18 protein-coding genes are annotated in these 23,196 nt (G+C 69.7%); 10 read left to right on the top strand and 8 right to left on the bottom strand.

What is annotated here, in order from left to right:
• Nucleotides 1-73: 73 nt before the first annotated feature.
• The 5 genes from AC16DP_RS48235 to AC16DP_RS48215 are packed head-to-tail and all read left to right on the top strand — an operon-like array spanning nucleotide 74 to nucleotide 5,839.
• Nucleotides 74-562 carry a (2Fe-2S)-binding protein gene (locus AC16DP_RS48235; protein ID WP_329728840.1) on the top strand — a complete coding sequence of 163 codons (489 nt, stop codon included), beginning with the start codon at nucleotides 74-76 and terminating at the stop codon, nucleotides 560-562.
• The gene (locus AC16DP_RS48230) at nucleotides 559-2,724 is read left to right on the top strand and encodes a xanthine dehydrogenase family protein molybdopterin-binding subunit (RefSeq protein WP_329728839.1); all 2,166 of its coding nucleotides are present in this window, start codon (nucleotides 559-561) and stop codon (nucleotides 2,722-2,724) included. The genes AC16DP_RS48235 and AC16DP_RS48230 overlap by 4 nt, the downstream gene beginning before the upstream one ends.
• A gap of 9 nt (nucleotides 2,725-2,733) precedes the next feature.
• Nucleotides 2,734-3,975 carry a uracil-xanthine permease family protein gene (locus AC16DP_RS48225; RefSeq protein WP_329728838.1) on the top strand — a complete coding sequence of 414 codons (1,242 nt, stop codon included), beginning with the start codon at nucleotides 2,734-2,736 and terminating at the stop codon, nucleotides 3,973-3,975.
• Nucleotides 3,976-4,028: 53 nt separating this feature from the next.
• Nucleotides 4,029-5,132 (top strand): AAA family ATPase, encoded by a 1,104-nt coding sequence (locus AC16DP_RS48220; RefSeq protein ID WP_329728837.1) that lies wholly within the window; start codon nucleotides 4,029-4,031, stop codon nucleotides 5,130-5,132.
• Nucleotides 5,129-5,839 (top strand): DUF4276 family protein, encoded by a 711-nt coding sequence (locus AC16DP_RS48215; protein WP_329728836.1) that lies wholly within the window; start codon nucleotides 5,129-5,131, stop codon nucleotides 5,837-5,839. The genes AC16DP_RS48220 and AC16DP_RS48215 overlap by 4 nt, the downstream gene beginning before the upstream one ends.
• A gap of 53 nt (nucleotides 5,840-5,892) precedes the next feature.
• On the opposite strand, the gene AC16DP_RS48210 is transcribed toward AC16DP_RS48215, so the two are convergent.
• The 5 genes from AC16DP_RS48210 to AC16DP_RS48190 form a co-directional block, all read right to left on the bottom strand.
• Nucleotides 5,893-6,708 (bottom strand): hypothetical protein, encoded by an 816-nt coding sequence (locus AC16DP_RS48210; protein ID WP_329728835.1) that lies wholly within the window; start codon nucleotides 6,706-6,708, stop codon nucleotides 5,893-5,895.
• Nucleotides 6,709-6,775: 67 nt separating this feature from the next.
• Nucleotides 6,776-8,164: a sigma-54-dependent transcriptional regulator gene (locus AC16DP_RS48205; RefSeq protein ID WP_329728834.1), complete on the bottom strand. Its 1,389-nt coding sequence runs from the start codon at nucleotides 8,162-8,164 to the stop codon at nucleotides 6,776-6,778.
• A complete protein-coding gene (locus AC16DP_RS48200) occupies nucleotides 8,161-9,624 on the bottom strand; it encodes a sensor histidine kinase (protein ID WP_329728833.1) in 1,464 nt (487 codons plus the stop codon). Before AC16DP_RS48200 ends, AC16DP_RS48205 begins: the two co-directional genes overlap by 4 nt.
• 114 nt (nucleotides 9,625-9,738) lie before the next feature.
• Nucleotides 9,739-10,377 (bottom strand): hypothetical protein, encoded by a 639-nt coding sequence (locus tag AC16DP_RS48195; protein ID WP_329728832.1) that lies wholly within the window; start codon nucleotides 10,375-10,377, stop codon nucleotides 9,739-9,741.
• Nucleotides 10,374-10,949, bottom strand: a complete 576-nt coding sequence (locus tag AC16DP_RS48190) for an RNA polymerase sigma factor (protein ID WP_329728831.1) — start codon at nucleotides 10,947-10,949, stop codon at nucleotides 10,374-10,376. The genes AC16DP_RS48195 and AC16DP_RS48190 overlap by 4 nt, the downstream gene beginning before the upstream one ends.
• 287 nt (nucleotides 10,950-11,236) lie before the next feature.
• Between AC16DP_RS48190 and AC16DP_RS48185 the strand changes: the two genes are divergently transcribed.
• The 4 genes from AC16DP_RS48185 to AC16DP_RS48170 are packed head-to-tail and all read left to right on the top strand — an operon-like array spanning nucleotide 11,237 to nucleotide 19,049.
• Nucleotides 11,237-12,886 carry a SulP family inorganic anion transporter gene (locus tag AC16DP_RS48185; RefSeq protein WP_329728830.1) on the top strand — a complete coding sequence of 550 codons (1,650 nt, stop codon included), beginning with the start codon at nucleotides 11,237-11,239 and terminating at the stop codon, nucleotides 12,884-12,886.
• 38 nt (nucleotides 12,887-12,924) lie between these two features.
• A complete protein-coding gene (locus AC16DP_RS48180) occupies nucleotides 12,925-16,134 on the top strand; it encodes a YbcC family protein (RefSeq protein WP_329728829.1) in 3,210 nt (1,069 codons plus the stop codon).
• Nucleotides 16,121-17,539: a proton-conducting transporter transmembrane domain-containing protein gene (locus AC16DP_RS48175; RefSeq protein WP_329728828.1), complete on the top strand. Its 1,419-nt coding sequence runs from the start codon at nucleotides 16,121-16,123 to the stop codon at nucleotides 17,537-17,539. The genes AC16DP_RS48180 and AC16DP_RS48175 overlap by 14 nt, the downstream gene beginning before the upstream one ends.
• 1 nt (nucleotide 17,540) lies before the next feature.
• Nucleotides 17,541-19,049, top strand: coding sequence for a complex I subunit 4 family protein (locus AC16DP_RS48170; protein WP_329728827.1), 1,509 nt, complete (start codon nucleotides 17,541-17,543; stop codon nucleotides 19,047-19,049).
• A 28-nt stretch (nucleotides 19,050-19,077) separates the two neighbouring features.
• Here the strand turns inward: AC16DP_RS48170 and AC16DP_RS48165 are convergent, their stop codons facing one another.
• Nucleotides 19,078-20,730, bottom strand: coding sequence for an acetate--CoA ligase (locus AC16DP_RS48165; RefSeq protein WP_329728826.1), 1,653 nt, complete (start codon nucleotides 20,728-20,730; stop codon nucleotides 19,078-19,080).
• 84 nt (nucleotides 20,731-20,814) lie between these two features.
• On the opposite strand from AC16DP_RS48165, the gene AC16DP_RS48160 reads away from it, so the two are divergent.
• Nucleotides 20,815-21,360: a metal-dependent hydrolase gene (locus AC16DP_RS48160; protein ID WP_329728825.1), complete on the top strand. Its 546-nt coding sequence runs from the start codon at nucleotides 20,815-20,817 to the stop codon at nucleotides 21,358-21,360.
• A gap of 7 nt (nucleotides 21,361-21,367) precedes the next feature.
• On the opposite strand, the gene AC16DP_RS48155 is transcribed toward AC16DP_RS48160, so the two are convergent.
• Together AC16DP_RS48155 and AC16DP_RS48150 are read right to left on the bottom strand one after the other, a co-directional pair.
• Nucleotides 21,368-22,342, bottom strand: coding sequence for a type VI immunity family protein (locus tag AC16DP_RS48155; RefSeq protein ID WP_329728824.1), 975 nt, complete (start codon nucleotides 22,340-22,342; stop codon nucleotides 21,368-21,370).
• A gap of 41 nt (nucleotides 22,343-22,383) precedes the next feature.
• Nucleotides 22,384-23,187 carry a hypothetical protein gene (locus AC16DP_RS48150; protein WP_329728823.1) on the bottom strand — a complete coding sequence of 268 codons (804 nt, stop codon included), beginning with the start codon at nucleotides 23,185-23,187 and terminating at the stop codon, nucleotides 22,384-22,386.
• Nucleotides 23,188-23,196: the final 9 nt, after the last annotated feature.

The raw sequence follows: 23,196 nt of genomic DNA, 5'->3' as shown, positions 1-23,196 counted from the left end.
CTCGCGCTGGGTTATCTTCTGCTCCCCCCTGGCAGAGGGAGCAGAACCCCCTGCCCGCCCCCCCGGAAAACACATGAAGCTCACCATCAACGACCGGGAGTACGAGGTTCCCGACCAGAACCCCCACCGCGTGCTGCTGTGGGTTCTTCGGGACGAGCTGGGACTGGTCGGCACCCGCTTCGGCTGTGGTGCCGGCATCTGTGGTGCGTGCACCGTCCATGTGAATGGCGTGGCCACCCGGGCGTGCCTCACTCCCGCGTCCACGCTGACGGGCGCGCGCATCCGCACCGTGGAGGGCCTGTCCACCCCGGGGCCGGATGGCCAGCCCCGGCTGCACCCCGTGCAGCGGGCGTTCCTCGACGCGCAGGTGGCCCAGTGCGGCTGGTGCATGAGCGGGCAGATGATGAGCGCCGCCGCCCTGCTGGAGCACAACCCGAGCCCCACGCCCGAACAGGTGGTGGAGGCCATGCAGAACAACTACTGCCGCTGTGGCACCTACTGCCGCATCAAGAAGGCCGTGCTCTCGGCGGCGCAGCAGCTGGCGCAGGAGACGAAGCCATGAGTGACGCGGTGGCTACGAAGAAGGGCTGGCGCCCGTCGCGCCGGCAGTTCCTGTTGGGCCTCGGCGTGGGAGGCGTGGGGGCGCTCGCCCTGGGCCTGCCCGCCATCCGCCTGGGCGTGGCTCGCGCCTTCGACAAGGGCTTCACGCCCTCCGGGGACTCGCTGGACCCCACGGTCTGGTTCGAGGTGCTTCCGGACGATCGCGTGCGCCTGCACCTGCCCAAGGTGGAGATGGGCCAGGGCATCCACACCGCGCTGGCGCAGATCGCCGCCGAGGAGCTGGAGGTCCCCTGGGAGCGGATGGAGGCGGTGCACGCCACCACCACACATGGGCCGGTGGACAACCGGGGCACCTCGGGGAGCATGACGGTGGTGGGCCTGTACCAGCCCCTGCGCGAGGCGGCCGCCACGCTGCGGGAGATGCTGCGCGCCGAGGCCGCTCGTCAGCTGGGCGTGCCGGCCAGCTCAGTCGTAGCCGCGGCGGGGACGCTGAGCGTGAGGGAGCAGCCCGGGAAGACGCTGCGCTACGGCGAGGTGGTGGCGAAGCACACGGGCACGTGGGAAGTGCCCGAGCAGCCCCCCGCGCTCAAGCCGGCGAAGGACTTCCAGGTCATTGGCAAGCCGATGCCGCGCGTGGACCTGGAGGCCAAGCTCACCGGGCAGGGCGTGTATGGCTATGACCAGCGGCTGCCCGGCATGCTGTACGGGGCCACGGCCCGGCCGCCGCGGCTGGGGAGCACGCTGCGCGCCGCGCGCGAGGGCAAGGCGCGCCAGCAGCCCGGCGTGGTGGAGGTGCTGATTGGGAGCGACTTCGCCTCGGTGGCCGCCGAGTCCCGCGAGCAGGCCCACGCGGCCCTGGCGCACCTGGAGCTGGAGTGGACCCGGGGCGAGTCGCTCCAGCAGGCGGACGTGGACGCGCGGACGACGGTGAAGGACGGAGCGGGCGTGCTCGTCCAGGACGAGGGCGACGTGCCGGAGCACCTGGGACGCGGCAAGCAGCTGAGCGCCGAGTACCGCACGCCGCTGGCGGCGCACGCGCACCTGGAGCCGCAGGCCGCGCTGGTGGAGGTGAAGCCGGAGCGGGTGCGGGTGTGGATGGCCACCCAGTCACCCGGGAGCATCCGCAAGCAGGTGGCGAAGGCGTTGGAGCGGGACGAGGAGAGCGTCGAGCTCGTGCCCATGTACCTGGGAGGTGGCTTCGGCCGGCGCCTGGACGCCCATGCCGCCATCGAGGCCGCGCGGCTCTCGCGGGCCACGGGCCGGCCGGTGCACGTGGGGTGGACGCGCGCCGAGGAGTTCCGCCATGGCTTCTTCCGCCCGCCCACGCACCATGTGCTGAAGGCCTCGCTGGAGGAGTCCGGCCGCGTGCTGGCCTTCGAGCACCAGCAGGCCAGTGGTGACGTGCTCTTCTCGCTGATCCCCGAGGCCGCGGGCGTGGTGCTGGGAGCGGACCCGGGCTCCTGGCGCGGGGCCACCATCCGCTACGCCGCCATGCCCCACCGCCGGACACGGGCCCAGCGCGTGCGGCTGCCCGTGCCCACCGCCACCTGGCGGGGCCTGGGCCTGCTGGCCAACACCTTCGCGCTCGAGGGCTTCATGGACGAGCTCGCCCATGCCGCGGGAGAGGATCCGCTGGCCTTCCGGCTGAAGCACCTCGGCGACGACGAGCTGGGGCGCCGGTTCCGCCGGGTATTGGAGGCCGCGGCGAAGCAGGCCGGCTGGGGCACGCCCGCTCCCGAGGGCCGGGCGCGCGGCCTCGCGTGCTCCGTGGACATGAACACCGTGGTGGCCCAGGTGGCCGAGGTCTCCGTGGACAACGGCCGGCCGCGCGTGCACCGCGTCACCTGTGCCGTGGACTGCGGGCTCGTCATCAACCCGGACGGCGCCACCGCCCAGGTGGAGGGCGGCATCATGATGGCCCTGAGCTCCACCCTGTCCGAGCGGATTACGCTCGAGGACGGGCGGGTGGAGGCGGAGAACTTCTACGACTACCCGCTGCTGACGATGAGGGACGCGCCGGACATCGACACGCTGCTGGTGGGCGACGGGGACAAGCCGCTGGGCATGGGCGAGCCGCCCATGGGCCCGGTGGCCGCCGCCGTGGCCAACGCCCTCTTCACGCTCACCGGGAAGCGCTTGCGGACCCTGCCCCTGAAGCTCTAAGGCGGGGCCATGCCCCTCCCGCTCCAGAAGAAGGTCGTGCTGGGCCTCCAGCACACCATCGCCATGTTCGGCGCCACCGTGCTGGTGCCGCTGCTCACCGGCCTCAATCCCAGTGTGGCCCTCTTCGGAGCGGGGCTCGCCACCCTCCTCTTCCACGTCCTCACCGGGCTGGGCGTGCCCATCTTCCTGGGCAGCAGCTTCGCCTTCATCGCCCCCATCATCGCCGTGCTGAAGGCCGAGGGCCCCGCCGCCGTGGGCGGTGGGCTCGTCGCCGCCGGCGCCATGTACCTCGTCTTCTCCGCGCTGGTGAAGCTCGTCGGCATCCGCCGCGTCCAGCAGGTGTTTCCGCCCATCGTCACCGGCCCCGTCATCATCGTCATCGGGCTGAGCCTCGCCGGGGTCGCCGTGAATCAGGCACAGAGTCACTGGGGCCTGGCGCTCGTCACGCTGCTGGCCGCCATCGTCACCAGCGTCTTCGCCCGCGGCCTCTTCAAGATGATTCCCATCCTCATCGCCGTCATCACCGGCTACCTCGCCGCGCTGGTGCTCGGCGCCGTGGAGCCCGCGAGGCTCGACGCCATCCGCGAGGCCGCCTGGCTGGGCCTGCCGCCCTTCCACGGCCCCACGTTCTCGTGGAGCGCCATCTTCGTGCTCGCCCCCGTGGCGCTCGTCACCTTCATCGAGCACATCGGCGACGTCATCGTGAACGGCCGCGTGGTGGGGAAGAACTTCCTCGAGCACCCCGGCCTGCCGCGCACCCTCTTCGCCGATGGCATCGCCAACATGGCCTCGGCGGTGCTTGGGGGGCCGGCCGCCACCACCTACGCGGAGAACACCGGCGTGCTCGCCGTCACCCGCGTCTACGACCCCGCCGTGCTGCGCATCGCCGCCGGCTTCGCCATGCTCTTCGGCCTCTCGCCCAAGCTGGCCGCCGTCTTCCAGAGCCTCCCGCCCGGCGTGCTCGGCGGCGTCAGCATCCTGCTCTTCGGGATGATCGCCTCCGTGGGCATCCGCACCCTCTCCGAGGCGCGCATCGACTTCGCCCACAGCCGCAACCTCATCGTCGTCAGCCTCATCCTCGTGCTCGGGCTCGGCGGCGCGAAGATTCCCGTGGCCTTCGGCGGCGTGCACCTGGAGCTGCATGGGATGGCATTGGCGGCGCTCGTCGGGATTCTCGCCAATGCGTTGTTGCCCGCTTCGCTCGACCGCGAGGAGCTGGATGCGCATCCCGCTGAAGATATGAGACCTTGAGGCAGGTGGTGCCTGTAGGATTCGCTCGGCCTCGTCGGTTGGAACTCCGTACCATGTCCCAGCAGCTCAAGAAATTGACCATCAAGGGCTTCAAATCCATCCGCTCCCTGGAGGATCTGGAGCTGCGTCAACTCAACGTCCTGATCGGCGCGAATGGGGCGGGGAAGAGCAATTTCATCTCTTTCTTCAAGTTGCTGAACGAGCTGATCGAGGGCCGTCTCCAATTCCATGTCGCACAGCGAGGGGGCCCCGACGCCTTGCTGCATTATGGCCGCCGGACGACCCCCCAGCTCGAAGCCGGGCTCTTTTTTGGTCGCAATGGCTACATCATCGACCTGGTACCCACAGTCGATAATCGCCTCATCTTCTCCAACGAGACCCTGTGGTTCGATGCTCCTCGCGGCGAGCCGCGTTGGAACCTCGGTTCGGGTCACGCAGAGAGCTTGGCGCCAGAAAGGATGACGTCGAAGTCCGGAACCTTCTGGAGGGTAGCAGACTACGTCGTTCCCGCGATCCGAAGCTGGAGGGTCTACCACTTCCACGACACGAGTGATGCGGCGAAAGTGAAGCTTCCTGGCGCTATCAACGACAACCAGACGCTCAGAGCAGACGCTGGGAATCTCGCTGCATTCCTATACCGGCTACAGCTACAAAACCCTCGCGAGTATGAGCAGATTCGGGACACCGTCCGGCTGGTCATGCCCAGCTTCGACGATTTTTCTCTTCGCCCATGGCCATTCGACCCCAATACGATCGCCTTGGAATGGAGGGAACAGGGCTCTGACTTCCCATTCCTTGCGCATCAACTCTCGGACGGCACCCTGCGCTTCATCTGTCTGGCCACACTCCTTCTGCAGCCGGAGCTTCCGTCCACCATCCTGATTGACGAACCAGAACTGGGACTCCATCCCTACGCCATCAATGTCCTTGCTTCACTCCTTCGGAGTACCTCCACCCGGACTCAGCTCATCATCGCCACGCAATCCGTTCCCCTCATTGATTTGCTGGAGCTCGAGGACTTGATCATCGTCGAGCGTTCCGGCGGGCAATCTGTCTTCAGGCGGCTACAACGTACGGAATTCGAGCACTGGCTGGAGGAATACAGCCTGGGCGAGCTGTGGATGAAGAATGTCCTGGGAGGGAGACCCTCTCGATGACCCGGCTGAATATCATCGTTGAGGGACAGACAGAGGAGACCTTCGTCCGAGATCTGCTCGCCCCTCACCTCGGTCAATTCCAGGTATTCGCCACGGCTCGCTGCGTTGAGACCGGACGCCGCAAGCAACAGATCTATCGGGGCGGTCTGGTCAGCTACACCAAAGCGCGCAAAGACATTCAAACCTGGCTGAAACAAGACAAGCAGGCACTTGTTTCCACCATGTTTGATTACTACGCCCTACCCAGCGACTTTCCGGCGCCAGCGGGCATCCGGAAAGAGGGACGCCCCCTTGACTGGGCGATACAGCTCGAACACGCGTTTGCAGCCGAGATCAATGACCCCCGATTCATTCCCTACATTCAAGTCCATGAGTTCGAGGCACTGCTCTTCAGCGATGTGCGGAAGGTCGGCGATGTCTTGGGTGCGGACACGCTCCAACTCAAACAACTTCAGGACATCCGGGCGGCATTCCAGAGCCCAGAGCACATCAACGACTCTCCAGAAACCGCGCCCTCGAAGCGGCTGTTGAAGCTGTTCCCAAAGTACGACAAGCCGGTTTTCGGCTCGCTTGCGGTAAGCCGCATCGGGCTCGCGCTCATCCGGCAGGAATGCCCGCATTTCGCGAGCTGGTTGCAGAAACTCGAAAGCCTCGGCGCCTCAGCGCCAGATCCGTCACCCACGCCCGCTCCGGCTCTGCAGGAGTAATCCGCACCCGGCCCGCTCTCCCAAAGGAGAGGGGCCTGGCACACAGACTCCGACTAGAAGTTGAGGCCGAGCCGCAGCATCGCCATCGGCCCACTGCTGTTGGAGGCGCGCGGCATGTAGTAGCCGCCCAGCAACGACAGCTCCACGATGTCGAAGCCGTAGCCCACCATGCCGCCCGTCATCAGCTCGAACTCACGGCCCGGGTGACGGCCCGCCTTCTCCGTCTCGAACTCGTGCTGGTAGCGCGTGTTCAGGCCCACCACCAGGTTCTCCATCACCAGGTAGCCCAGGCCCACGTGGCCCTCCACGTCTCCTTCCGGGCTCGACAGCTCGCGGCCCACCACGAAGTTCGCCGTGGCCAGCACGTTGCCGAAGCGCTTGCCCGCCGCGAAGAACGCCTCCGCCTCGCCCCCCGTCGACTGGAAGCCCTGCTGCTTGTAGCGCAGGCCCGCCGACGCGTTCAGCCCGTGCTCCTCCTGCCGCCAGAACTGGTACTTCGCCTGCGCGCTCGGCGTGAAGCCATACGTCGCGTTGCGCATCTCCGCGCCCACGCGCAGCGACAGGCCCTTCACCACCACGAACTCCAACCGCTGTGAAATCCCATAGCCCTGCGTCGCGTCGCTCGACGTCGTCTGGCCCGCCGTCTCCGCTCGCACGTACGTGGGCGGCGTCGCCGCGCTCTCCGACAGCGGGAAGAAGCGATCCATGCTCGCGCGGTTCTCCTCCGTGGCGCGCGTCGGCTGCGCGAGCGCCGCGGGCGCGAGCATCAGCCCCGCGCCCACCGCGAGAAGGCGCGCCGCCCCGCGAACCGGGCTCACGCTCATGGGGGGGGTACCACGCACCTGCTTCGTCTCCTGCGTCTGGCGCATCGGGGTCCTGCCTCCAAGGGGGTGCCCGGAGGAAGCACGCGGCATGCCAGAGGGCGGGAGGCCCCGCTCATGCCTTGTCGTCCTTGTCCTCGGGGCCGGCGTTGCGCCGGCCCAGCTTGCGGTAGATGGTCTTCCGGTCCACCCCGAGGATGCGCGAGGCCAGGGTACGACTACCACCCACCGCCTCCAGCACGCGCTGGATGTAGCGGCGCTCCATCTCCTCGAGGGAGACCAGCTCGGAGACATCGTCCGCCTGGGCGCGGTTGGAGCCGCGGTAGTCGCGGATGCGCTCGGGCAGGTCCTCCACGGTGAGCTGCTCGTAGGAGGTGAGGGCCACGGCGCGCTCGATGCAGTTCTGCAGCTCGCGCACGTTGCCGGGCCAGGTGTAGGTGAGCAGGCGCTGGGCCGCGGCGGGGCTGAGTCCCAGCACGCGCTTGCCGCTGCGGCCGGCGAAGTGCTCCACGAAGCGCTGGGCCAGCAGCAGCACGTCATTGCCGCGGGCGCGCAGCGGGGGCAGCTCCAGGCCGATGACGTTGAGCCGGTAGTACAGGTCCTCGCGGAAGCGCCCCTCCTCCACGGCCAGCTCCAGGTCCCGGTTCGTTGCGGCGACGATGCGCGCGTCGAAGGGCAGCTCCGAGTCGCCTCCCACCGGGCGCACCGTGCGCTCCTGCAGGGCCCGGAGCAGCTTGGGCTGCAGGGACAGGGGCATCTCTCCCACCTCGTCCAGGAAGAGGGTGCCGCCGTTGGCCTTGATGAAGAGGCCGGTGCGCGCCGCCTTGGCGTCGGTGAAGGCGCCCCGGGCGTGGCCGAACAGCTCGCTCTCCAGGAGCTGCTCGGGCATGGCCGCGCAGTTGATGGCCACGAAGGGCCCCGCGTGGCGCCGGCTCCGGGCGTGCAGGGCCCGGGCGGCCACCTCCTTGCCCGTGCCGCTCTCCCCCGTAATCAGCACCGAGGTGTCCGAGTCCGCCACCCGCTCGATGAGCTCGTACACCCGGCGCAGCGCCGGGCTCTCCCCCACCCAGCCCCCGTCCGCGGAGGCGTCCCCCAGGGCCTGGCGCAGCCGGCGCACCTCCTCGCGCAGCGCCCGGTGCTGCACCGCCCGCTCCAGCACCAGCACCAGCGCGTCCACGTCCACCGGCTTGGTGACGAAGTCGTACGCCCCCGCCCGGATGGCCGCCACCGCCGTCTCCAGCGTGCCGAACGCCGTCAGCACCACCACCGGAATGTCCGGCCGGTTGAGGACGATGCGCTCGCACAGCGCCAGCCCGTCCATGCCCGGCATGCGCAGGTCCGTCAGCACGGTGTCGAAGTCCTCCGTCTCCAGCAGTGGGAAGGCCTCGTCCGCACGGCCTCGCACCGTGGGGATGAACCCCCGGCGTGCCAGCCCCTTCTCCAACAGCGCCCGCATCTCCCGCTCGTCCTCGACGACCAGGATGCGGCCCTTCGTCGCGCTCATGCCTCTGCCTCTCGCGGCCCGCCCGCTTCAGGTGGAAGGAAGATGGAGAAGCAACTCCCACGCCCGGGCTCGCTGCTCACGGATATCCATCCCCCATGGTCCCGGATGAGGCCATAGGAGACGGAGAGCCCCAGGCCCGTCCCCTCGCCCACATCCTTGGTGGTGAAGAAGGGCTCGAAGACGCGCGGGAGCGTCTCCGGGGAGATGCCCTCCCCCTCGTCCATCACGTCCACCCGCACCCACTCCGCCTCGGGGCCCCCCAGCTCCACCGGGGGCAGCGCCCGCGCGTGGCCCAGCCGCACCCGCAGGGTGCCCGGGCGCTTCATCGCGTGGATGCCGTTGACGACCAGGTTGGTGAGCGCCTGTTGAATCTGCCCGCCGTCCACCTCCAGCCGCAGCGGCCCCTCGGCCTCGCTGGCGAGGAGGATGCCGCGCCGCGTCGCCATGGGGTGCAGCAGCCGCAGCGTGCGCGCCACCAGCTCCGCCAGGTCCTCCGGGGCCCGCTGGGGCTCGCGCCGCCGGGCGAAGTCCAGCAGCTGCCGGATGATGCCCGTCATGTGCTGCACCTGCTGGGTGATGATGTGGGCGCACTCCCGCGTCTCGTCCCCCTCGGCCTCGCCGGAGGCGATCATCTTCGCCCGGCCGAGCACCACGTTGAGCGGAGTGCCCAGCTCATGGGCCACGCCCGAGGCGAGCTTGCCCACCGTGCCCAGCCGGTCCGCGTGCCGCAGGTGCTCGAGCGTGGCCAGGCGCGCCGCCGTCTCGGCCGCCACCTGGGCGCGGGCGGCCGCCAGCCCACTGGCCATCTGGTTCATCGCGTCCGCCAGCGTGGCCAGCTCGTCCTTCTGACGCAGGTGCACCCGCGCCTCCAGGTCTCCCTGGCCGATGCGCCGCGTCAACTCCACCAGCTGCTCCACGGGGCGGCCCACCAGCTGGTGGCCCATGGCCATGGCCACCCCCAGGAAGGCCAGGAAGATGACGCCGGTGGCGATCGCCATGCCCAGCACCGTCCGGCTCACGTGCAGGCGCTGCTCCGTCAGGGGCTCGGTGATTTCGATGGCGCCCCGCCGGGGGCCGATGCCCACCGGGGTGAAGGAGCGCAGCACGCCCGGCCCCCGCTGCTCGTCCACGAAGGAGACGTCCTTGCCCGCGAGCAGCTCCTCCCGCAGCTCGGCGGACAGCTCCGCCGCCTCCGGCGAGTCCAGCCAGAGCCAGCTCAGCTTCACCTGCTCCTGGAAGCGGTTGGCCTGCGACAGCAACAGCAGCGCCTGCTCCCCGCCCTCCAGCTCCCAGGCCCGGACGAAGGAGCCGCTCAGCGCATGGCCGAGCAACCGATGATCATGCTGCATGTCCTGGGCGGACCGGGACAGCTCCCGCCGCACCTCCACCGTCTCCAGCCCCGCGATGACCGCGAAGGCGAGCAGCACCAGGGCGAATACGAGCTTCCTCGCGAGCGTCATGCCGCCTTCCACACCACGGCCCGCCCCGCGATGTCCAACCCGTCCACGGGCGCGGGGCACAATGCCCCGTGGGGCACAATGCCCCATTCATGCCAGGGCCTGGAACCGGGGGCGTCAGTGCCCGGCGTCCACCACGAAGCGCTCGTTGATCTGCCGGTCATCCGAGGCGTGGGAGACGCGGAACTCGTAGCGGCCCGGCTTGTGGATGCGCACGCGCAGCGGCTGGGCGGACGGGCCGCTCGGGGCCTCGAACTGGTGCAGGCAGCGGTCCGCCTCGCAGCTCACCAGCTGCAGGGAGGGCAGGTGCCCGGCGTGGTGCTCGTGGAAGTTCATCTCGGCCGGGGTCTCCATGTGCACCACGGCCTTGCCCTCGGGGTGCTCGTCGATGTTCCAGGGGAGCTCCACCCAGCCGAAGCCCTCCTTGGGAAGCTGGACGGACAGGTGCCGGGCGGGCAGCGACTCGTGCGAGATGAGCTGGGAGTCGTCGCCGTCGAGGTTGACCGTCACGCCCAGCATGAGGGCGCCCGTGAGCACCGCGCCCATGGCCACGCGGAACCCGGCGGACGCCCGCCACCCCGAGTGCTTCGGAGCCGGCGGAGGCCGCGGCGCGGACTGGCCGGCCTCGGCCGCCTGGAGGGCGGCGTGGATGCGGAAGCGGGCCTGCTGCGAGGGACGCTCGGAGCGGAAGGCCTGGATGGCGAACCGCGCCTCCTCGGGCAGCGGCGGCAGCTGGGTCTCCTCGTCCTTGCTCACGGGCCTCCTCCTGTGCGCACCGCGCACTCCTGCTCCAGCTCCGCCTGGAAGGCTGTTCCCAACTGGGCCCGGCCCCGGGAGTGACGGCTCTTCACCGTCCCCACGGGCATCCCCAGGATGGAGGCCACCTCCTCGTAGCCCAGCTCTTCCACATCACACAGCAACACCACCAACCGGTACTTCTCCGGCAAGGCATGCAGGGCGCGCAGCAGCATGGCCGACTCCTCGGACTGGCAGGCCCGCGACTCCGGATCCGACTGCTCCACCCCACCCGTGAAGAGAGAACCCAGCACCGACGACGCTCCCTCCAACACACTGTCCAGCAGCGAGCGGCGCCGGGCCGCGGACCGCCGGCTCTCGATGAACTGGTTGCGGACGATGCCACACAGCCAGCCAAAGAAGGAGCCGTGCCCCTGGTAGCTGTCCCGGTGGAGGTACGCCCGCACCAGGGAATCCTGGAGCAGATCCTCCGCCTCCTCCCGATCCTTGCAGAGCGTCAGACAGAACCGGTGCAGCCGGGGCATGAGCGCTTCGACTTCGGCCTCGAACCGGGCCCGCTCGTTACCGGACACGGGAGGCCTGCCTCTCCCGTCCTCGCCTCTTCATGACTTCCACCCTCCAGACGGAACGAACCGTCAGCCGGTTCCCACTCATCTTGTTTTTTCGGTGAAGCCAACAACCCAAGGGCCACCGGCTCCGCTCGCCTGGATGCCAAGAGAGGGAACAAGCGGGAAACGGGGAAAAAAATCCAACGCGGGAACCGGAGCGCGGCTCGTCCCATCCCCCGGAAGTCCGAAGCAGGAACCCGGCGCCGTCCCCACGGCCCGCCCGCCTGCGAGCACGAGGAGTATCGAAACCCATGCAATCCCCCTCCACGCCTTCCTCCACGCCCCGTCCCGAGCAGGCGGACGCGGCGACCTGGAAGAGCGATCTCGTCTCTGGCTTCCTGGTCTTCCTCATCGCGCTGCCCCTGTGCCTGGGTATCGCCATGGCGAGCGGCTTCCCGCCCGTCTCCGGCATCCTGACCGCGGTGGTGGGCGGCGTCCTGGCCTCGTGGCTGGGAAGCGCCCGGCTGACCATCAAGGGGCCAGCGGCCGGTCTCATCGTCATCGCCCTGGGCGCTGTGCAGGAGTTGGGCCAGGGTGACAATGCCCTGGGTTACCGCCGCGCGCTGGCCACCATCGCGGTGGCGGCGGCCATTCAAATCGCCTTCGCGCTGCTGCGCGCCGGGACGCTCGGGGACTTCTTCCCCTCCTCCGTGGTGCACGGAATGCTGGCGGCCATCGGCGTCATCATCTGCTCGAAGCAGATCCACACGCTGCTGGGCGTGGCGCCCAAGGCCAAGGAGCCGCTGGCGCTGCTGGGGGAGATTCCCCAGAGCCTGGGGCGGCTCAACCCGGAGATCGCCCTCGTCGGTGTCATCAGCCTGGTGCTGCTCTTCGGGCACATGGCGCTGTCCAAGAAGGTGGCGTTCCTCAAGCGCGTGCCGGCCCCGCTGCTGGTGCTGCTCGTCGCGGTGCCCCTGGGCCTGTACTTCGATCTGGACCACGAGCACACCTTCACCTTCTCCGACCACCTGTACTCGGTGGGCCCCAACTTCCTCGTGAACCTGCCGGGCAACCTGCTGTCGGCCGTCACCTTCCCGGACTTCTCCGCCGTCGCCACGGGTCCTTCCCTCAAGTACATCATCATGTTCTCGTTGGTGGGCAGCATCGAGTCGCTGCTGAGCGCCAAGGCGGTGGACATGCTGGATCCCCAGAAGCGCCGCTCGGACCTGGACAAGGATCTGCTGGCCACGGGCGTGGGCAACCTCGTCGCGGGCCTGCTCGGCGGTCTGCCGATGATTTCGGAGATCGTCCGCAGCTCGGCCAACATCGGGTATGGCGCCAGGAGCCGGCTGTCCAACTTCTTCCATGGCCTCTTCCTGCTGCTCTTCGTGACGTTCGCGCCCATGCTCATCCACCGCATCCCGCTGGCCGCGCTGGCCGCGATGCTCATCTTCACCGGCGTGCGCCTGGCCTCGCCGAGCGAGTTCGTGAAGACGTTCCGCATCGGCGTGGAGCAGCTCACCCTCTTCAGCTTCACGCTGGTGGTGACGCTGGCCACGGACCTGCTGGTGGGCGTGGCCGCGGGCATCGCGCTGAAGCTGGTGGTGCACGTGCTCAACGGCGCGCCGGTGAGCGGCCTGTTCCGGCCCGCCATCGAGGAGGAGAAGCTCGGGGACAAGGTGGTGCTGCGCGTGCGGCACGCGGCCGTCTTCAGCAACTACCTCAAGCTCAAGAAGCAGATCTCCAAGCACGCCGAGGCGAAGTACGTGGAGCTGGACCTCGAGGACGCGCGCCTGGTGGACCACACGGTGATGGAGCGGCTGCACGAGCTGGAGGACGAGTTCTCCCGGTCGGGCCGCCACCTGCACATCCGTGGGCTCGACCAGCACCGCGGCCTGTCGACGCACCCGCTCGCCGCGCGCAAGAAGCTGCCGGGTAGCAGCCCCGTCGGCGCGCAGTAGCCCCCTTTCCAAGTCCCCCTGAACCAGGACGTCTCCCGATGAGCCATCCCCACCCCTCCCCGCACGGCACTCCCGTGGACCGCGGCCAGCACCTGCACCAGGTGCTGGAGCATGCGGCCCACCTGCTGCCGGCCCAGGGCCCCATCAGCGTGTTCGTGCACCACAACACGCTGCATGCCTTCCAGCACCAGCCCTTCCACGAGGCGGTGGAGGCCGCCAGCGCCGTCTTCGGCACGGAGGGCTACTACCCGGAGGCGCGCTTCCGCGAGCTGTACCAGCGGGGCCGCATCACCGACGGGGACCTGGAGGCGGCCCTGGCCGAGCGCCACGAGGGCCAGCCGGTGGTGGAGCTCGCTCCGGGCTCCCTCACGCTGCGGGAGGTGGAGCAGCTGGCGCTGCGCCATGCCATCCCCGTGGAGACGGCGGCCTCGCTGCGCTGGAAGCTGGAGGAGCTGTCCTCCGCGCGGCGGCTGCGTCCGGACGTGCCGGAGGCGGCGAGGACCCGGCTGCTGCGGCGCTCCACCGAGGGCCTGCGCGGCTGGATGGATCGGGTGGGCAAGGACTGGACCATGAATGACCTCGCGGCGGCGCTGCTCGGGCCGTCGTGGAAGCCGGCGGACCTGAGCGCGGTGGCACGGGAGCTGGCGGCCGTCTTCGGCGGCAATGGCAGCCTGCCCTCGCTGCGCGAGCGCCTGGCGAAGGAGCCGGAGGTGTTCGCGGTGAGTGCCCTGTGGGCCGCCTGCCGGAACCCGCTGCTCACGCCGGAGACGCCGGAGGCCCCGGCTCCGGAGACGGTGCGCAGCCACCGGGACGTGCTGCGGGACATCACCGGGGAGGATCCGTCCGACCTGGTGAACCCGCACCTCATCCGCGCCTGCGCGGCCTACCTCGACGAGGGGGTGTCGCACTGGCCCATGCCGGAGCGTGAGCGCGGGCTGTTCGCCGCGTGGCGCACCCTGAAGCTGCGGGGCAGCGGCGTGTTGCCCCACTGGCTGTCCGGGCTGCACGAGGAGCTGGAGGAGTCCGAGCGCCGGGGCCTGTCCGCCCAGGACACGGTGCTGGCCGCGCTCGACACGCTCGGCGTGCCCCAGGAGAAGTGGGAGGCGTATGTCGTCCGGGTGCTGCTGGCGCTGCCCGGGTGGGCGGGCATGGTGAGCCGCCTGGAGCACAACCCCGCGGACCGCGCGCCCGGGGCACCTCCGGCCGCGCTGGTGGACTTCCTCGCCGTGCGCCTCACGCTGGAGCTGTATGCGCTGCGCGACGTGGCGAAGCGGCGCCTGGAGTACACGGGCCCGCTCTCCAGATTGCCTTCCCGGCGCGTCGTCCACGAGCGCCCGGAGGAGGAGGGCAGCTGGCGCTTCTTCCAGCTCGCGCAGGTGGCGGGCCTGTCCGCGCCGGAGGTGGCCGCGCTGTCGCTGGCCCAGCGCCGCACCCTGCTCACGTGGCTGGAGTCCTTCGACGAGCTGGCGCGCCGCCGGGTGTGGCAGGAGGCCTACGAGCACCGCTACCGCACGGAGGTGCTGCACGGCCTGGAGCAGAACCGTCAGCGCCCGGAGCCACTGCGCACGGTGCGGGGCGCCCGCTTCCAGGTGTTCTTCTGCATCGACGACCGCGAGGAGGCCATCCGCCGGCACTTCGAGGAGCTGAGCCCCCGGCACGAGACGTTCGGCGCGGCCGGCTTCTTCGGCGTGGCCATGGACTACCGGGGCCTGGACGACGCGAACCACGCCTCGCTGTGCCCGGTGGTGGTGACACCCGGGCACGAGGTGGTGGAGCAACCGCACCCGGAGCACGAGCACCTGGCGCAGGCCCGCGCGCGGGTGCGTGCCCTGTGGGCCCGCTTCGACCACTGGCTGCACGGCGGGGCGCACTCGCTGGAGCTCGGCTGGCTGCTGACGCCGCTGGTGGGCCTGCTCTCCGCGCTGCTGCTGCCGCTGCACGTCTTCTTCCCGCACCCGGTGGACCGGATGCGCCGGGCGCTCGCCGCGAAGCTGGTGCCCCAGCCGCGCACGAAGCTGGCGAGCCTGCGGGACGAGTCGCTGCCCGCGCCCCAGGTGGGCAAGCCGCGGGGCTTCACGGTGAACGAGAAGGCGGACCGCGTGGCCGCCCTGCTGGACAACGTGGGGCTGGTGAAGGACTTCGCCCCGCTGGTGGTGCTGCTGGGGCACGGCGCGGTGAGCGTCAACAACCCGCACATGTCCGCCTATGACTGCGGCGCGTGCGGCGGCCGCCACGGTGGCGCCAACGCCCGCCTCTTCGCGGAGATGGCCAACCGGCCCGAGGTGCGGGCGCGTCTGCGCGAGCGCGGCATCCACATCCCCGCCGGCACGTGGTTCATCGGCGGACTGCACAACACCACCACCGACGAGGTGGTGCTCCACGACACCGAGGACGTGCCCCAGAGCCTGCGGGGCGAGCTGGAGGAGTTCCGCCGCGAGATGGACAAGGCGCGGGCCCTCTCCGCGCACGAGCGCTGCCGGCGCTTCGAGTCCGCTCCGTCCCGGCTCTCGCCCAAGGCGGCGCTGCGCCACGTGGAGGAGCGCGCGGTGGACCTCAGCCAGGCCCGCCCCGAGCTCGGCCACGTCACCAACGCCTCCTGCATCGTGGGCCGCCGCGCCCTCTCCCGGGGCCTCTTCCTGGACCGGCGCGCCTTCCTCGTCTCGTACGACCCCTCGCACGATCCCACCGGCTCCATCCTCGAGCGCGTCCTGCTGGCGGTGGGCCCGGTGGGCGCCGGCATCAACCTCGAGTACTACTTCTCGTGCGTGGACAATGACCGGTACGGGTGCGGCACCAAGCTGCCCCACAACCTCACCGGCCTGCTCGGGGTGATGGATGGCGTGGAGAGCGATCTGCGCACCGGCCTGCCCCGGCAGATGATCGAAATCCACGAGCCCATGCGCCTGCTGCTCGTCGTGGAGGCGAGCATCGCGACGCTCTCGGCCATCTACGCGCGCCAGGCGCCCATCCGCGAGCTGGTGGGCAACGAGTGGGTGCAGCTGGTGAGCGTGGACCCGGAGACGGGCGTCATGACGCGTTTCACCCCCAAGGGAGGCTTCCGTCCGGTGGCCGTGCCCTCGAGCAAGCTGCCGGTGGTGGCCACCTCGACCGATTGGTACCGTGGGCATCGGGACTTCCTGCCTCCGGCGTTGATTCAGCTGGCGCAGCCTTCGGGCTCGAGCGTCCCCGTGGTGGGCCGCGGCGCCATGCCCTCTGTCCAGGGAGAATCCATCCATGCAGCTCAGTGACGTCGTGGTGGGAGGAATCGCCACCACGGTTCCGTTCTGGCCCCTGCTGGCCTTCGTGGGGCTGGGGCTCGTGACGCTGGTGCACCGCACGCCGCGCGAGCGCACGGTGGCGGGGTGCGTGTTGTGGTCCCTGTCGCTGTCGCTCATCGGCTCGCTGGTGACGGCCGTCTTCATGCTGTCGCACCACCAGGACGTGTTGATGGTGGACGTGGGCCCCTGGTTCTCCACGGGCTCGTACACCTTCGAGCTCTCCTTCCTGGTGGACCGGCTGTCGGTGACGATGATGGTGCTGTCGAGCGCCATCAGCCTGCTCATCGGCCGCTTCTCGGTGAACTACCTGCACCGCGAGGCGGGCTTCACGCGCTTCTTCCTGCTGCTGGCGCTGTTCGCCACGGGGATGATGCTGCTGGTGGAGGCGGGCAGCATCGACCTGCTCTTCGTGGGCTGGGAGCTGGTGGGCCTCACCTCGGCGCTGCTGATTGGCTTCTTCCACGAGCGGACGACGCCGGTGCGGGCGGGGCTGAAGGCCTTCACCATCTACCGGCTGTGTGACATCGGCCTGCTGCTGGCGGTGGTGCTGCTGCACCACTACGCGGGGAGCGCGGAGTGGGTGGAGGCGCTGGGCGAGTGGGCGTGGCCGGGCCCGGCGGTGGTGATGGGCGTGGGGCCGGCGACGGTGCTGGGCCTGTGCCTGGTGCTGGCGGCCATGGGCAAGTCGGCGCAGCTGCCCTTCAGCAGCTGGCTGCCGCGCGCCATGGAGGGCCCGACGCCCTCGAGCGCGCTCTTCTACGGAGCGCTCTCCGTGCACGCGGGCCTGTACCTGCTGCTGCGCGCCGAGCCGCTGCTGCAGCGCGCGCCGCTGGCGTCCGGGGTGCTGGTGGCGGTGGGCCTGCTGACGGCGCTGCACGCCACGCTGGTGTGGCGCGTGCAGACGGACGTGAAGAGCGCGCTGGCGTACGCGGTGCTCACCCAGGTGGGCCTGATGTTCGCCGAGGTGGGCATGGGCTGGTACCGGCTGGCGCTGGTGCACCTGGTGGCCCACGCCTGCCTGCGCTGCCTGCAGCTGCTGCGTGCGCCGTCCGCGCTGCGCGAGGTGCAGGCGCGGCACGCGGCCAGCCAGGGCGTGAAGCAGCCGACGGTGGCGGTGGGCCACCACGTGCTGCCGGAGAGCCTGCGGCAGCGCTTCTACCGGCTGGCGCTCGAGCGCTTCGCGCTGGACGTGCTGCACGAGCAGTGGGCGCTGCGTCCGCTGCTGTGGATTGGCGCGTGGGTGGACAAGGCCGAGCGCGTGTGGGTGGGCGTGGTGAGCGGTTGGACTCCGCGTTCGGCGGAGAGCAAGCCGTTGGAGTCCGGGCACGGTGCGGCCACCGAGCCGTCGGGCGGCAAGTCGACAGGAGCGGTGTGAGATGCAAGCGAGTGTCCTTCCTCTTCTCTCGATGATGGTGCTGCTGCCGGCGCTGGGCGCGGCGGGGCTCGGGCGGGTGTTGTCGCCGGAGCGTGCGCGCAAGGTGGCGGTGACGGTGGCGTCGCTCACGCTGGTGCTGGCGGTGGGCGCGCTGGCGCTCGTCCAGGCCAGCGAGGGCGCGCGGGCGATGGCGTCCCTGGGCCAGGTGCTGCGGCTGGGCGTGAACGGCATGAGCGTGGTGGCGATGCTGCTCACCGCGCTGCTCACCCTGGGGCTGGTGGCGGCCGGTCCGCGCCAGATGCTGGACATGGCGACGCTCCGGGCCGTGCTGCTCACCGAGAGCGCCGCGCTCGGCTTCTTCTGCGTGCAGGACCTGGGGCTGATGCTCGTCTTCTGGGTGGCCATGCTGCTGCCGGCGGAGGTGCTCATCTCCCGCCGGGCCAAGGCCGAGCCCGAGGCGCGGGCGGTGCGCACGTTCCGCATCTACCTGCTGGCGGGCTCACTGCCGCTGCTGGCGGCGGTGGTGCTGCTGGGGCTGCCGGGCTGGCAGTCCGGCGCGGCGGCCCCGCTCGGCCTGTCCGAGCTGCTCGCGCGCGGCATTCCCGCTCCGCGGCAGACGGCCATCCTCGCGCTGATGATGCTGGCGGTGGCCTTCCGCATGGCGGTGGTGCCCTTCCACTCGTGGCTGCCCGTGCTGCTGGCGCGGGGGCCCTTTGGCGTGGGCATGCTGATGGTGAGTGCCCACACGGGACTGTACCTGCTGGTGCGGGTGGCCATGCCGCTGCTGCCCGAGGCGTGGGCGGCCTTCAGCCCGCTGCTGGAGGGCGTGGGCCTCTTCTGCGCCCTCTACGGCGCGGTGCTGGCGCTGGCCCAGATGGACCTGCGCCGCACGGTGGGCTTCCTGCTGGTGAGCCAGTCGGGGCTGATGCTCGCGGGGCTGGCGGAGCGCAACACCGAGAGCCTCGCCGGGGCGCTGCTGCAGAGCGTGGCGGCGGCGGTGCCGCTCACGGGGTTGATGCTGGTGGTGCGGGCCATCGAGGTGCGCACGGGCACCGCGGACATGACGCGGCTGGGCGGCCTGGTGCGCCGCGCCCCGAGGATGGCGGCCCTCTACTTCCTGCTGGGTATCGCCAGCCTGGGCTTCCCGGGCACGCTGAGCTTCGTGGGCGAGGACCTGCTGCTGCACGGCATCCTCGGCACCCATCCGCTGGTGGCGCTCCCGCTGCTGCTCACCACCGCCATCAATGGCATCACCTTCCTGCGCTCCTTCCAGCGCACCTTCCTCGGGGCGCCGGCCCACGGCCACGCGTCCGTGCTCGACACGGTGGAGGATCTCCTCCCCCGCGAGCGGATCGCCGCGCTGGCGCTGTGCGTGCTGGCCTTCCTGGGCGGGCTGTTCCCCGGGCCGCTGATGCGCCTGCGGGAGCACGAGGTGTCCGCCCTGGCGGGTCCGGCCGCCGCGGAGCACGCCGAGGCCGGGGCACACGGTCCGGCCATGGCGTCCCACTGAGAAGGCGCCCTCCCGCGAGGAAGGAGGCTCAGTCCTTCTTCGCGGGCTGCTGGGACATGGCGCGCAGCTCGGTGCGGCGGATCTTCCCGCTCACCGTCTTGGGCAGCTCGGTGACGAATTCTATCTCCCGCGGGTACTTGTACGGGGCCGTGGTCTTCTTCACGTACTCGCGCAGCTCCTCGGCGAGCGTCTCCGAGGCGGAGAACCCCGGCGCCAGCACCACGTACGCCTTGATGCGCTGGCCGATGCGCTCGTCCGGGACGCCCACCACCGCGGACTCGGCCACCGCCGCGTGCTCCAGCAGCGCCGACTCCACCTCGAAGGGGCCCACGCGGTAGCCGGACGTCTTGATGACGTCGTCACTGCGCCCCACGAACCAGAGGTAGCCGTCCGCGTCCTTCACCGCTCGGTCTCCCGTCACGTACCAGTCGCCCCGGAAGGCCGTGAGGTTCGCCGCGTCGTCGTTGAGGTAGCCCGTGAAGAGGCCCACCGGCGGCACCGGCTTCACCCTCACGGCGATGTCGCCCTCCTGGCCCGTGGGGACTTCCCTGCCCTCGCCGTCGATGACGGACACGTCGAAGCCCGGCGACGGCTTTCCCATGGAGCCTGGCTTCGGCTCCAGCGCGGGGAACATGCCCACCAGCACCACGGACTCCGTCTGGCCGTAGCCCTCGCGGATGTGCAACCCGGTGGCCTGCATCCACGAGTCGATGACCTCGGGGTTGAGCGGCTCGCCCGCGCTCAGCGCGTGCCGGATGGAGGACAGGTCGTACTGGGAGAGGTCCTGCAGCACGAGGGCCCGCCACGCCGTGGGAGGCGCGCAGAACGTCGTCACCCGCTGCCGCTCGAGCACCCGGAGGATGCGCGCCGCGTCGAAGCGCCCCCGGAAGTCGTACACCACGTTGCACGCGCCCTGGCTCCACGGGCCGAACAGCTTGCCCCACGCGCACTTGGCCCAGCCGGTGTCCGACAGCGTCAGGTGCCGGTCCTCGGGGGTCAGGTCCAGCCAGTAGCGGCCGGTGATTTGATGGCCCAGGCCATAGCTGGCCTGCGTGTGCTGCACCATCTTCGGCATGCCCGTGGTGCCCGAGGTGAAATAGATGAGCATCGGGTCATCCGCCCGCGTGCGCTCGAAGCTGCCGCCGTGCTGGCCGGTGCCCGAGGAGCCCGTCGCATAGGACACCCAGGGCGAGGGCGCGTGGCCCACGGCCACCCACGTCTCCACGCGGCCGGTGCCCGCCATGCCCTCGAACCTGTCCAGACAGCTCGAGTCGGCGATGACGCCGTTGGCATCCGCGGCCAGCAGCCGGTAGCGGATGTCCTTGGCGGTGAGCATGGGCGTGCCGGGCATGAAGACGATGCCCGCGCGGATGCAGCCCAGCACGAGGAACCACCACTCCGGAATGCGCGGCATCATCACGAAGACGCGATCGCCCTTGTGCAGGCCCTGGCTGGTGAGGAACTGGGCGGCGTGCAGCGAGCGCTGCTTCACGTCCTTCCACGTGAAGAGCTGCGCGTGTCCCGCCTCGTCACTCCATTGAAGCGCGGGGGCATCGGGACGCTCGGCGGCCCAGCGGTCGACGAAGTCGGTGGCGAAGTTGAAGTACTCGGGGCGCTCCCACTGGAAGGCCCTGTGGGTGGCCTCGTAGTCGGTCATGTTGCGCGGAGAGGGGGTGGACATGACTCGCTCCTGGAGTGAAGGACGCGGCAAGCCTGCCACGGCATGGGCTGGCGGACCACGGGCCGCTGACACCAGAATGTCCGAATGAATCCCATCGTCCACGCCGAGCTGTCCTGGTTGATGACTCAACGTCTGGAGGCGCGGAAGGACCGGGTGCTGGTGGTGTGCGCGGGGCTGGCGCCGGACCTGGATGGGCTGACGATTCTCGGCGGGGGCGAGCTGTACGCGCGCTACCACCACCTCATCTTCCACGGGTACGTGGGCGCGCTGGTGACGGCGGGGGTATGCGTGGCGCTGGCGCGGCAGCGGCTCCAGGTGGGGCTGCTGGCGTTGCTGGCCTTCCACCTCCACCTGCTGTGTGACCTCGCGGGAAGCGGCCCGGGCTGGCCGCTCTGGTACTTCTGGCCCACCAGCCTGCGCGAGTGGTTCTGGGACGGGCAGTGGGACCTGGCGTCCTGGCAGAACAGCGTCATCGGGCTGGCGGCCACGCTGGTGTGCCTCGCGTGCGCGCTGCGCTACCGGCGCACCGCCGTGGAGCTGCTCTCCACGCGCTGGGACGCGGAAGTGGTGCGCACCCTCCGGGTCCGCTTCCTCGGAGAGGGCCGGCCCGAGAGCCCGCCTCAACCCTGAGCCGTGCTCAGTCGAGGAAGCGGCGCCACCATCTCAGGGCCTGTTCCTCGGTGAAGCCCATGAAGGAGTTCCCGGCGGCCATCCAGGTATGGGGAGATGACCGCTCCAGGGGTTCGAGCAGTGGCCCGAGGACGTGGGCGAGCTCCCGGTAGGCTGGCAGGGTCAGCCCCAGCTCCAGGTCACCCGACTCGGGCCATTCCCCCAAGGAGACGAGCACGCGGTCACCCGCGAGCGTCTCCACACGTGTGCTTGCGGAGCGGAGCCGTTCGCGGAGGCCCCCCGCTCCACCCAGCTTCTCGAGCACGGGCGGAGCGAAGAAGTTCAGCCAGTGGACACCATCGACGTGGAAGCCCACGTCCTCTTCCCACAGCCAGGCCGGGCGCAGGTCGATGCCTGGATACCGGAAGGCCGCGGAACGAAGAGAGTCATCCGTGGACCGCGAGGGCCAGTGGAGTTGAAGGGCGAGGCCCGCGTGCCCCGTGGCGAATCGAAGCTGGGAAGCCATCGTGCGAGCGAGCCCGGCCACGTGGGCGGGCCCATGGGCCTCCAGGTACTCGGTGGGAACGGTCGCCGTCAGCAGACTCACCTTGTTCGCAGCGGGCTCCCGCCAGGGGATGCGCGCTCGATACCGGAAGCTGTAGCCATTCCGAGCACTGCCTCCGTCGAGGAAGAGCTGTGTCTCGTAACGTCTCTTCTCCACGCGATTCGCGTAGGACTCGCTGTAGTCCTCGGCGAAGCGCCAATGGCGCTCGGGCCGCAGACGCTGGCGGATCGACTTCCAACGTTCCGGGGAAAGCGGTGCTCCCTCATCGTCATCGATGAAAGCCTCGTGGAGGGTCGAGGAGCCTTCCCCCACGGCCCGCATGTAGCTGTCCAGGGCAAGGCTGACGCCCGATGCGATGTCCGGATGATCATACGGCAGATAGAAAGCGAGCCGGACGACCTCGCGGGCAAGCAACTCCTCGCCATGCACTCCGTCCACGGGAGGAGCACCCACGAGACGGATTCGGGGGTAGCGGGGCATCATGGAGGTAGGCGAGTCAGGCCCAGCTGAGGAGTCACCACCGCAGGCTGGCATTCCATGCTCAAGGGTTTGTAGCTCAAAAGCTGCTGGAGGGTATCCGGGTCGCCCAGCGGGTTTCCCATTCGCCTGGGGAGACATGGGAATTTGAAATCAAAAACACACTGGATCCGGGTCGCGTTCCGCGTGAAGTGCAGGACGAAGTCTGGCTTGAGTGAGCCGCTCTTGCGGTCAGTCAGAACATAGCCACTCGTCCCCGGGTCTGGATCTCGCCGGTACCTGGGCTCGATGGAGAAATTGTCCGGAAACCTTGAAGAGAGGCGAGCCTTCACGCAATCGAAGGCAGCCGTGTGCTTCAGGCGCCCGAGCTCCCTGGCGAGCGTCACTTCCTCATCGCCTTCGAGGCGGAGGACCCGGTTGCACTCATTCTCATTGGGAAACTGGCCGTTCTTGAATGGGCCGATGTCCTCACGCTTCTGGGCAACTTGGTTGACGTCCGCCTCGGCCTGCTTCGCACAGTCCTTCAGGAAGTCCTCCACCTCGCCTACTTCAGCCTCGGTCAGCAACCGTTGGAGCGTGATGTAGCCCTGGATTGCCTCGACGGCTCGTACGGAGGCATTGATGGCCTGAGCCGCTCTCCCCGCTGCCGGGATGAGTATTTCCCCGGTGCTGGTGGGCGCAGAGGCGTTGCAGATGGCAGCACCGCCCGGAGTCGAACACGATTGGTTGTACCGGGTCGGAGAACCAAGAGACATGACGCACGACGTGAGCAGGAGCGGAGTCAAAGAAAGCCAGCGGCCAGCCATGAACGTGAT

Source organism: Archangium sp. (assembly GCF_057119385.1).
Note: the sequence above shows the minus strand (reverse complement) of the source record. Positions and strands in the feature narration are given on the sequence as shown.

Excerpts from the sequence above, each read along its gene's own strand:
- AC16DP_RS48235 (WP_329728840.1), top strand. The coding sequence starts at position 74 with ATGAAGCTCACCATCAACGACCGGGAGTACGAGGTTCCCGACCAGAAC.
- AC16DP_RS48230 (WP_329728839.1), top strand. The coding sequence starts at position 559 with ATGAGTGACGCGGTGGCTACGAAGAAGGGCTGGCGCCCGTCGCGCCGG.
- AC16DP_RS48225 (WP_329728838.1), top strand. The coding sequence starts at position 2,734 with ATGCCCCTCCCGCTCCAGAAGAAGGTCGTGCTGGGCCTCCAGCACACC.
- AC16DP_RS48220 (WP_329728837.1), top strand. The coding sequence starts at position 4,029 with ATGTCCCAGCAGCTCAAGAAATTGACCATCAAGGGCTTCAAATCCATC.
- AC16DP_RS48215 (WP_329728836.1), top strand. The coding sequence starts at position 5,129 with ATGACCCGGCTGAATATCATCGTTGAGGGACAGACAGAGGAGACCTTC.
- AC16DP_RS48210 (WP_329728835.1), bottom strand. The coding sequence starts at position 6,708 with ATGCGCCAGACGCAGGAGACGAAGCAGGTGCGTGGTACCCCCCCCATG.
- AC16DP_RS48205 (WP_329728834.1), bottom strand. The coding sequence starts at position 8,164 with ATGAGCGCGACGAAGGGCCGCATCCTGGTCGTCGAGGACGAGCGGGAG.
- AC16DP_RS48200 (WP_329728833.1), bottom strand. The coding sequence starts at position 9,624 with ATGACGCTCGCGAGGAAGCTCGTATTCGCCCTGGTGCTGCTCGCCTTC.
- AC16DP_RS48185 (WP_329728830.1), top strand. The coding sequence starts at position 11,237 with ATGCAATCCCCCTCCACGCCTTCCTCCACGCCCCGTCCCGAGCAGGCG.
- AC16DP_RS48180 (WP_329728829.1), top strand. The coding sequence starts at position 12,925 with ATGAGCCATCCCCACCCCTCCCCGCACGGCACTCCCGTGGACCGCGGC.
- AC16DP_RS48175 (WP_329728828.1), top strand. The coding sequence starts at position 16,121 with ATGCAGCTCAGTGACGTCGTGGTGGGAGGAATCGCCACCACGGTTCCG.
- AC16DP_RS48170 (WP_329728827.1), top strand. The coding sequence starts at position 17,541 with ATGCAAGCGAGTGTCCTTCCTCTTCTCTCGATGATGGTGCTGCTGCCG.
- AC16DP_RS48165 (WP_329728826.1), bottom strand. The coding sequence starts at position 20,730 with ATGTCCACCCCCTCTCCGCGCAACATGACCGACTACGAGGCCACCCAC.
- AC16DP_RS48160 (WP_329728825.1), top strand. The coding sequence starts at position 20,815 with ATGAATCCCATCGTCCACGCCGAGCTGTCCTGGTTGATGACTCAACGT.
- AC16DP_RS48150 (WP_329728823.1), bottom strand. The coding sequence starts at position 23,187 with ATGGCTGGCCGCTGGCTTTCTTTGACTCCGCTCCTGCTCACGTCGTGC.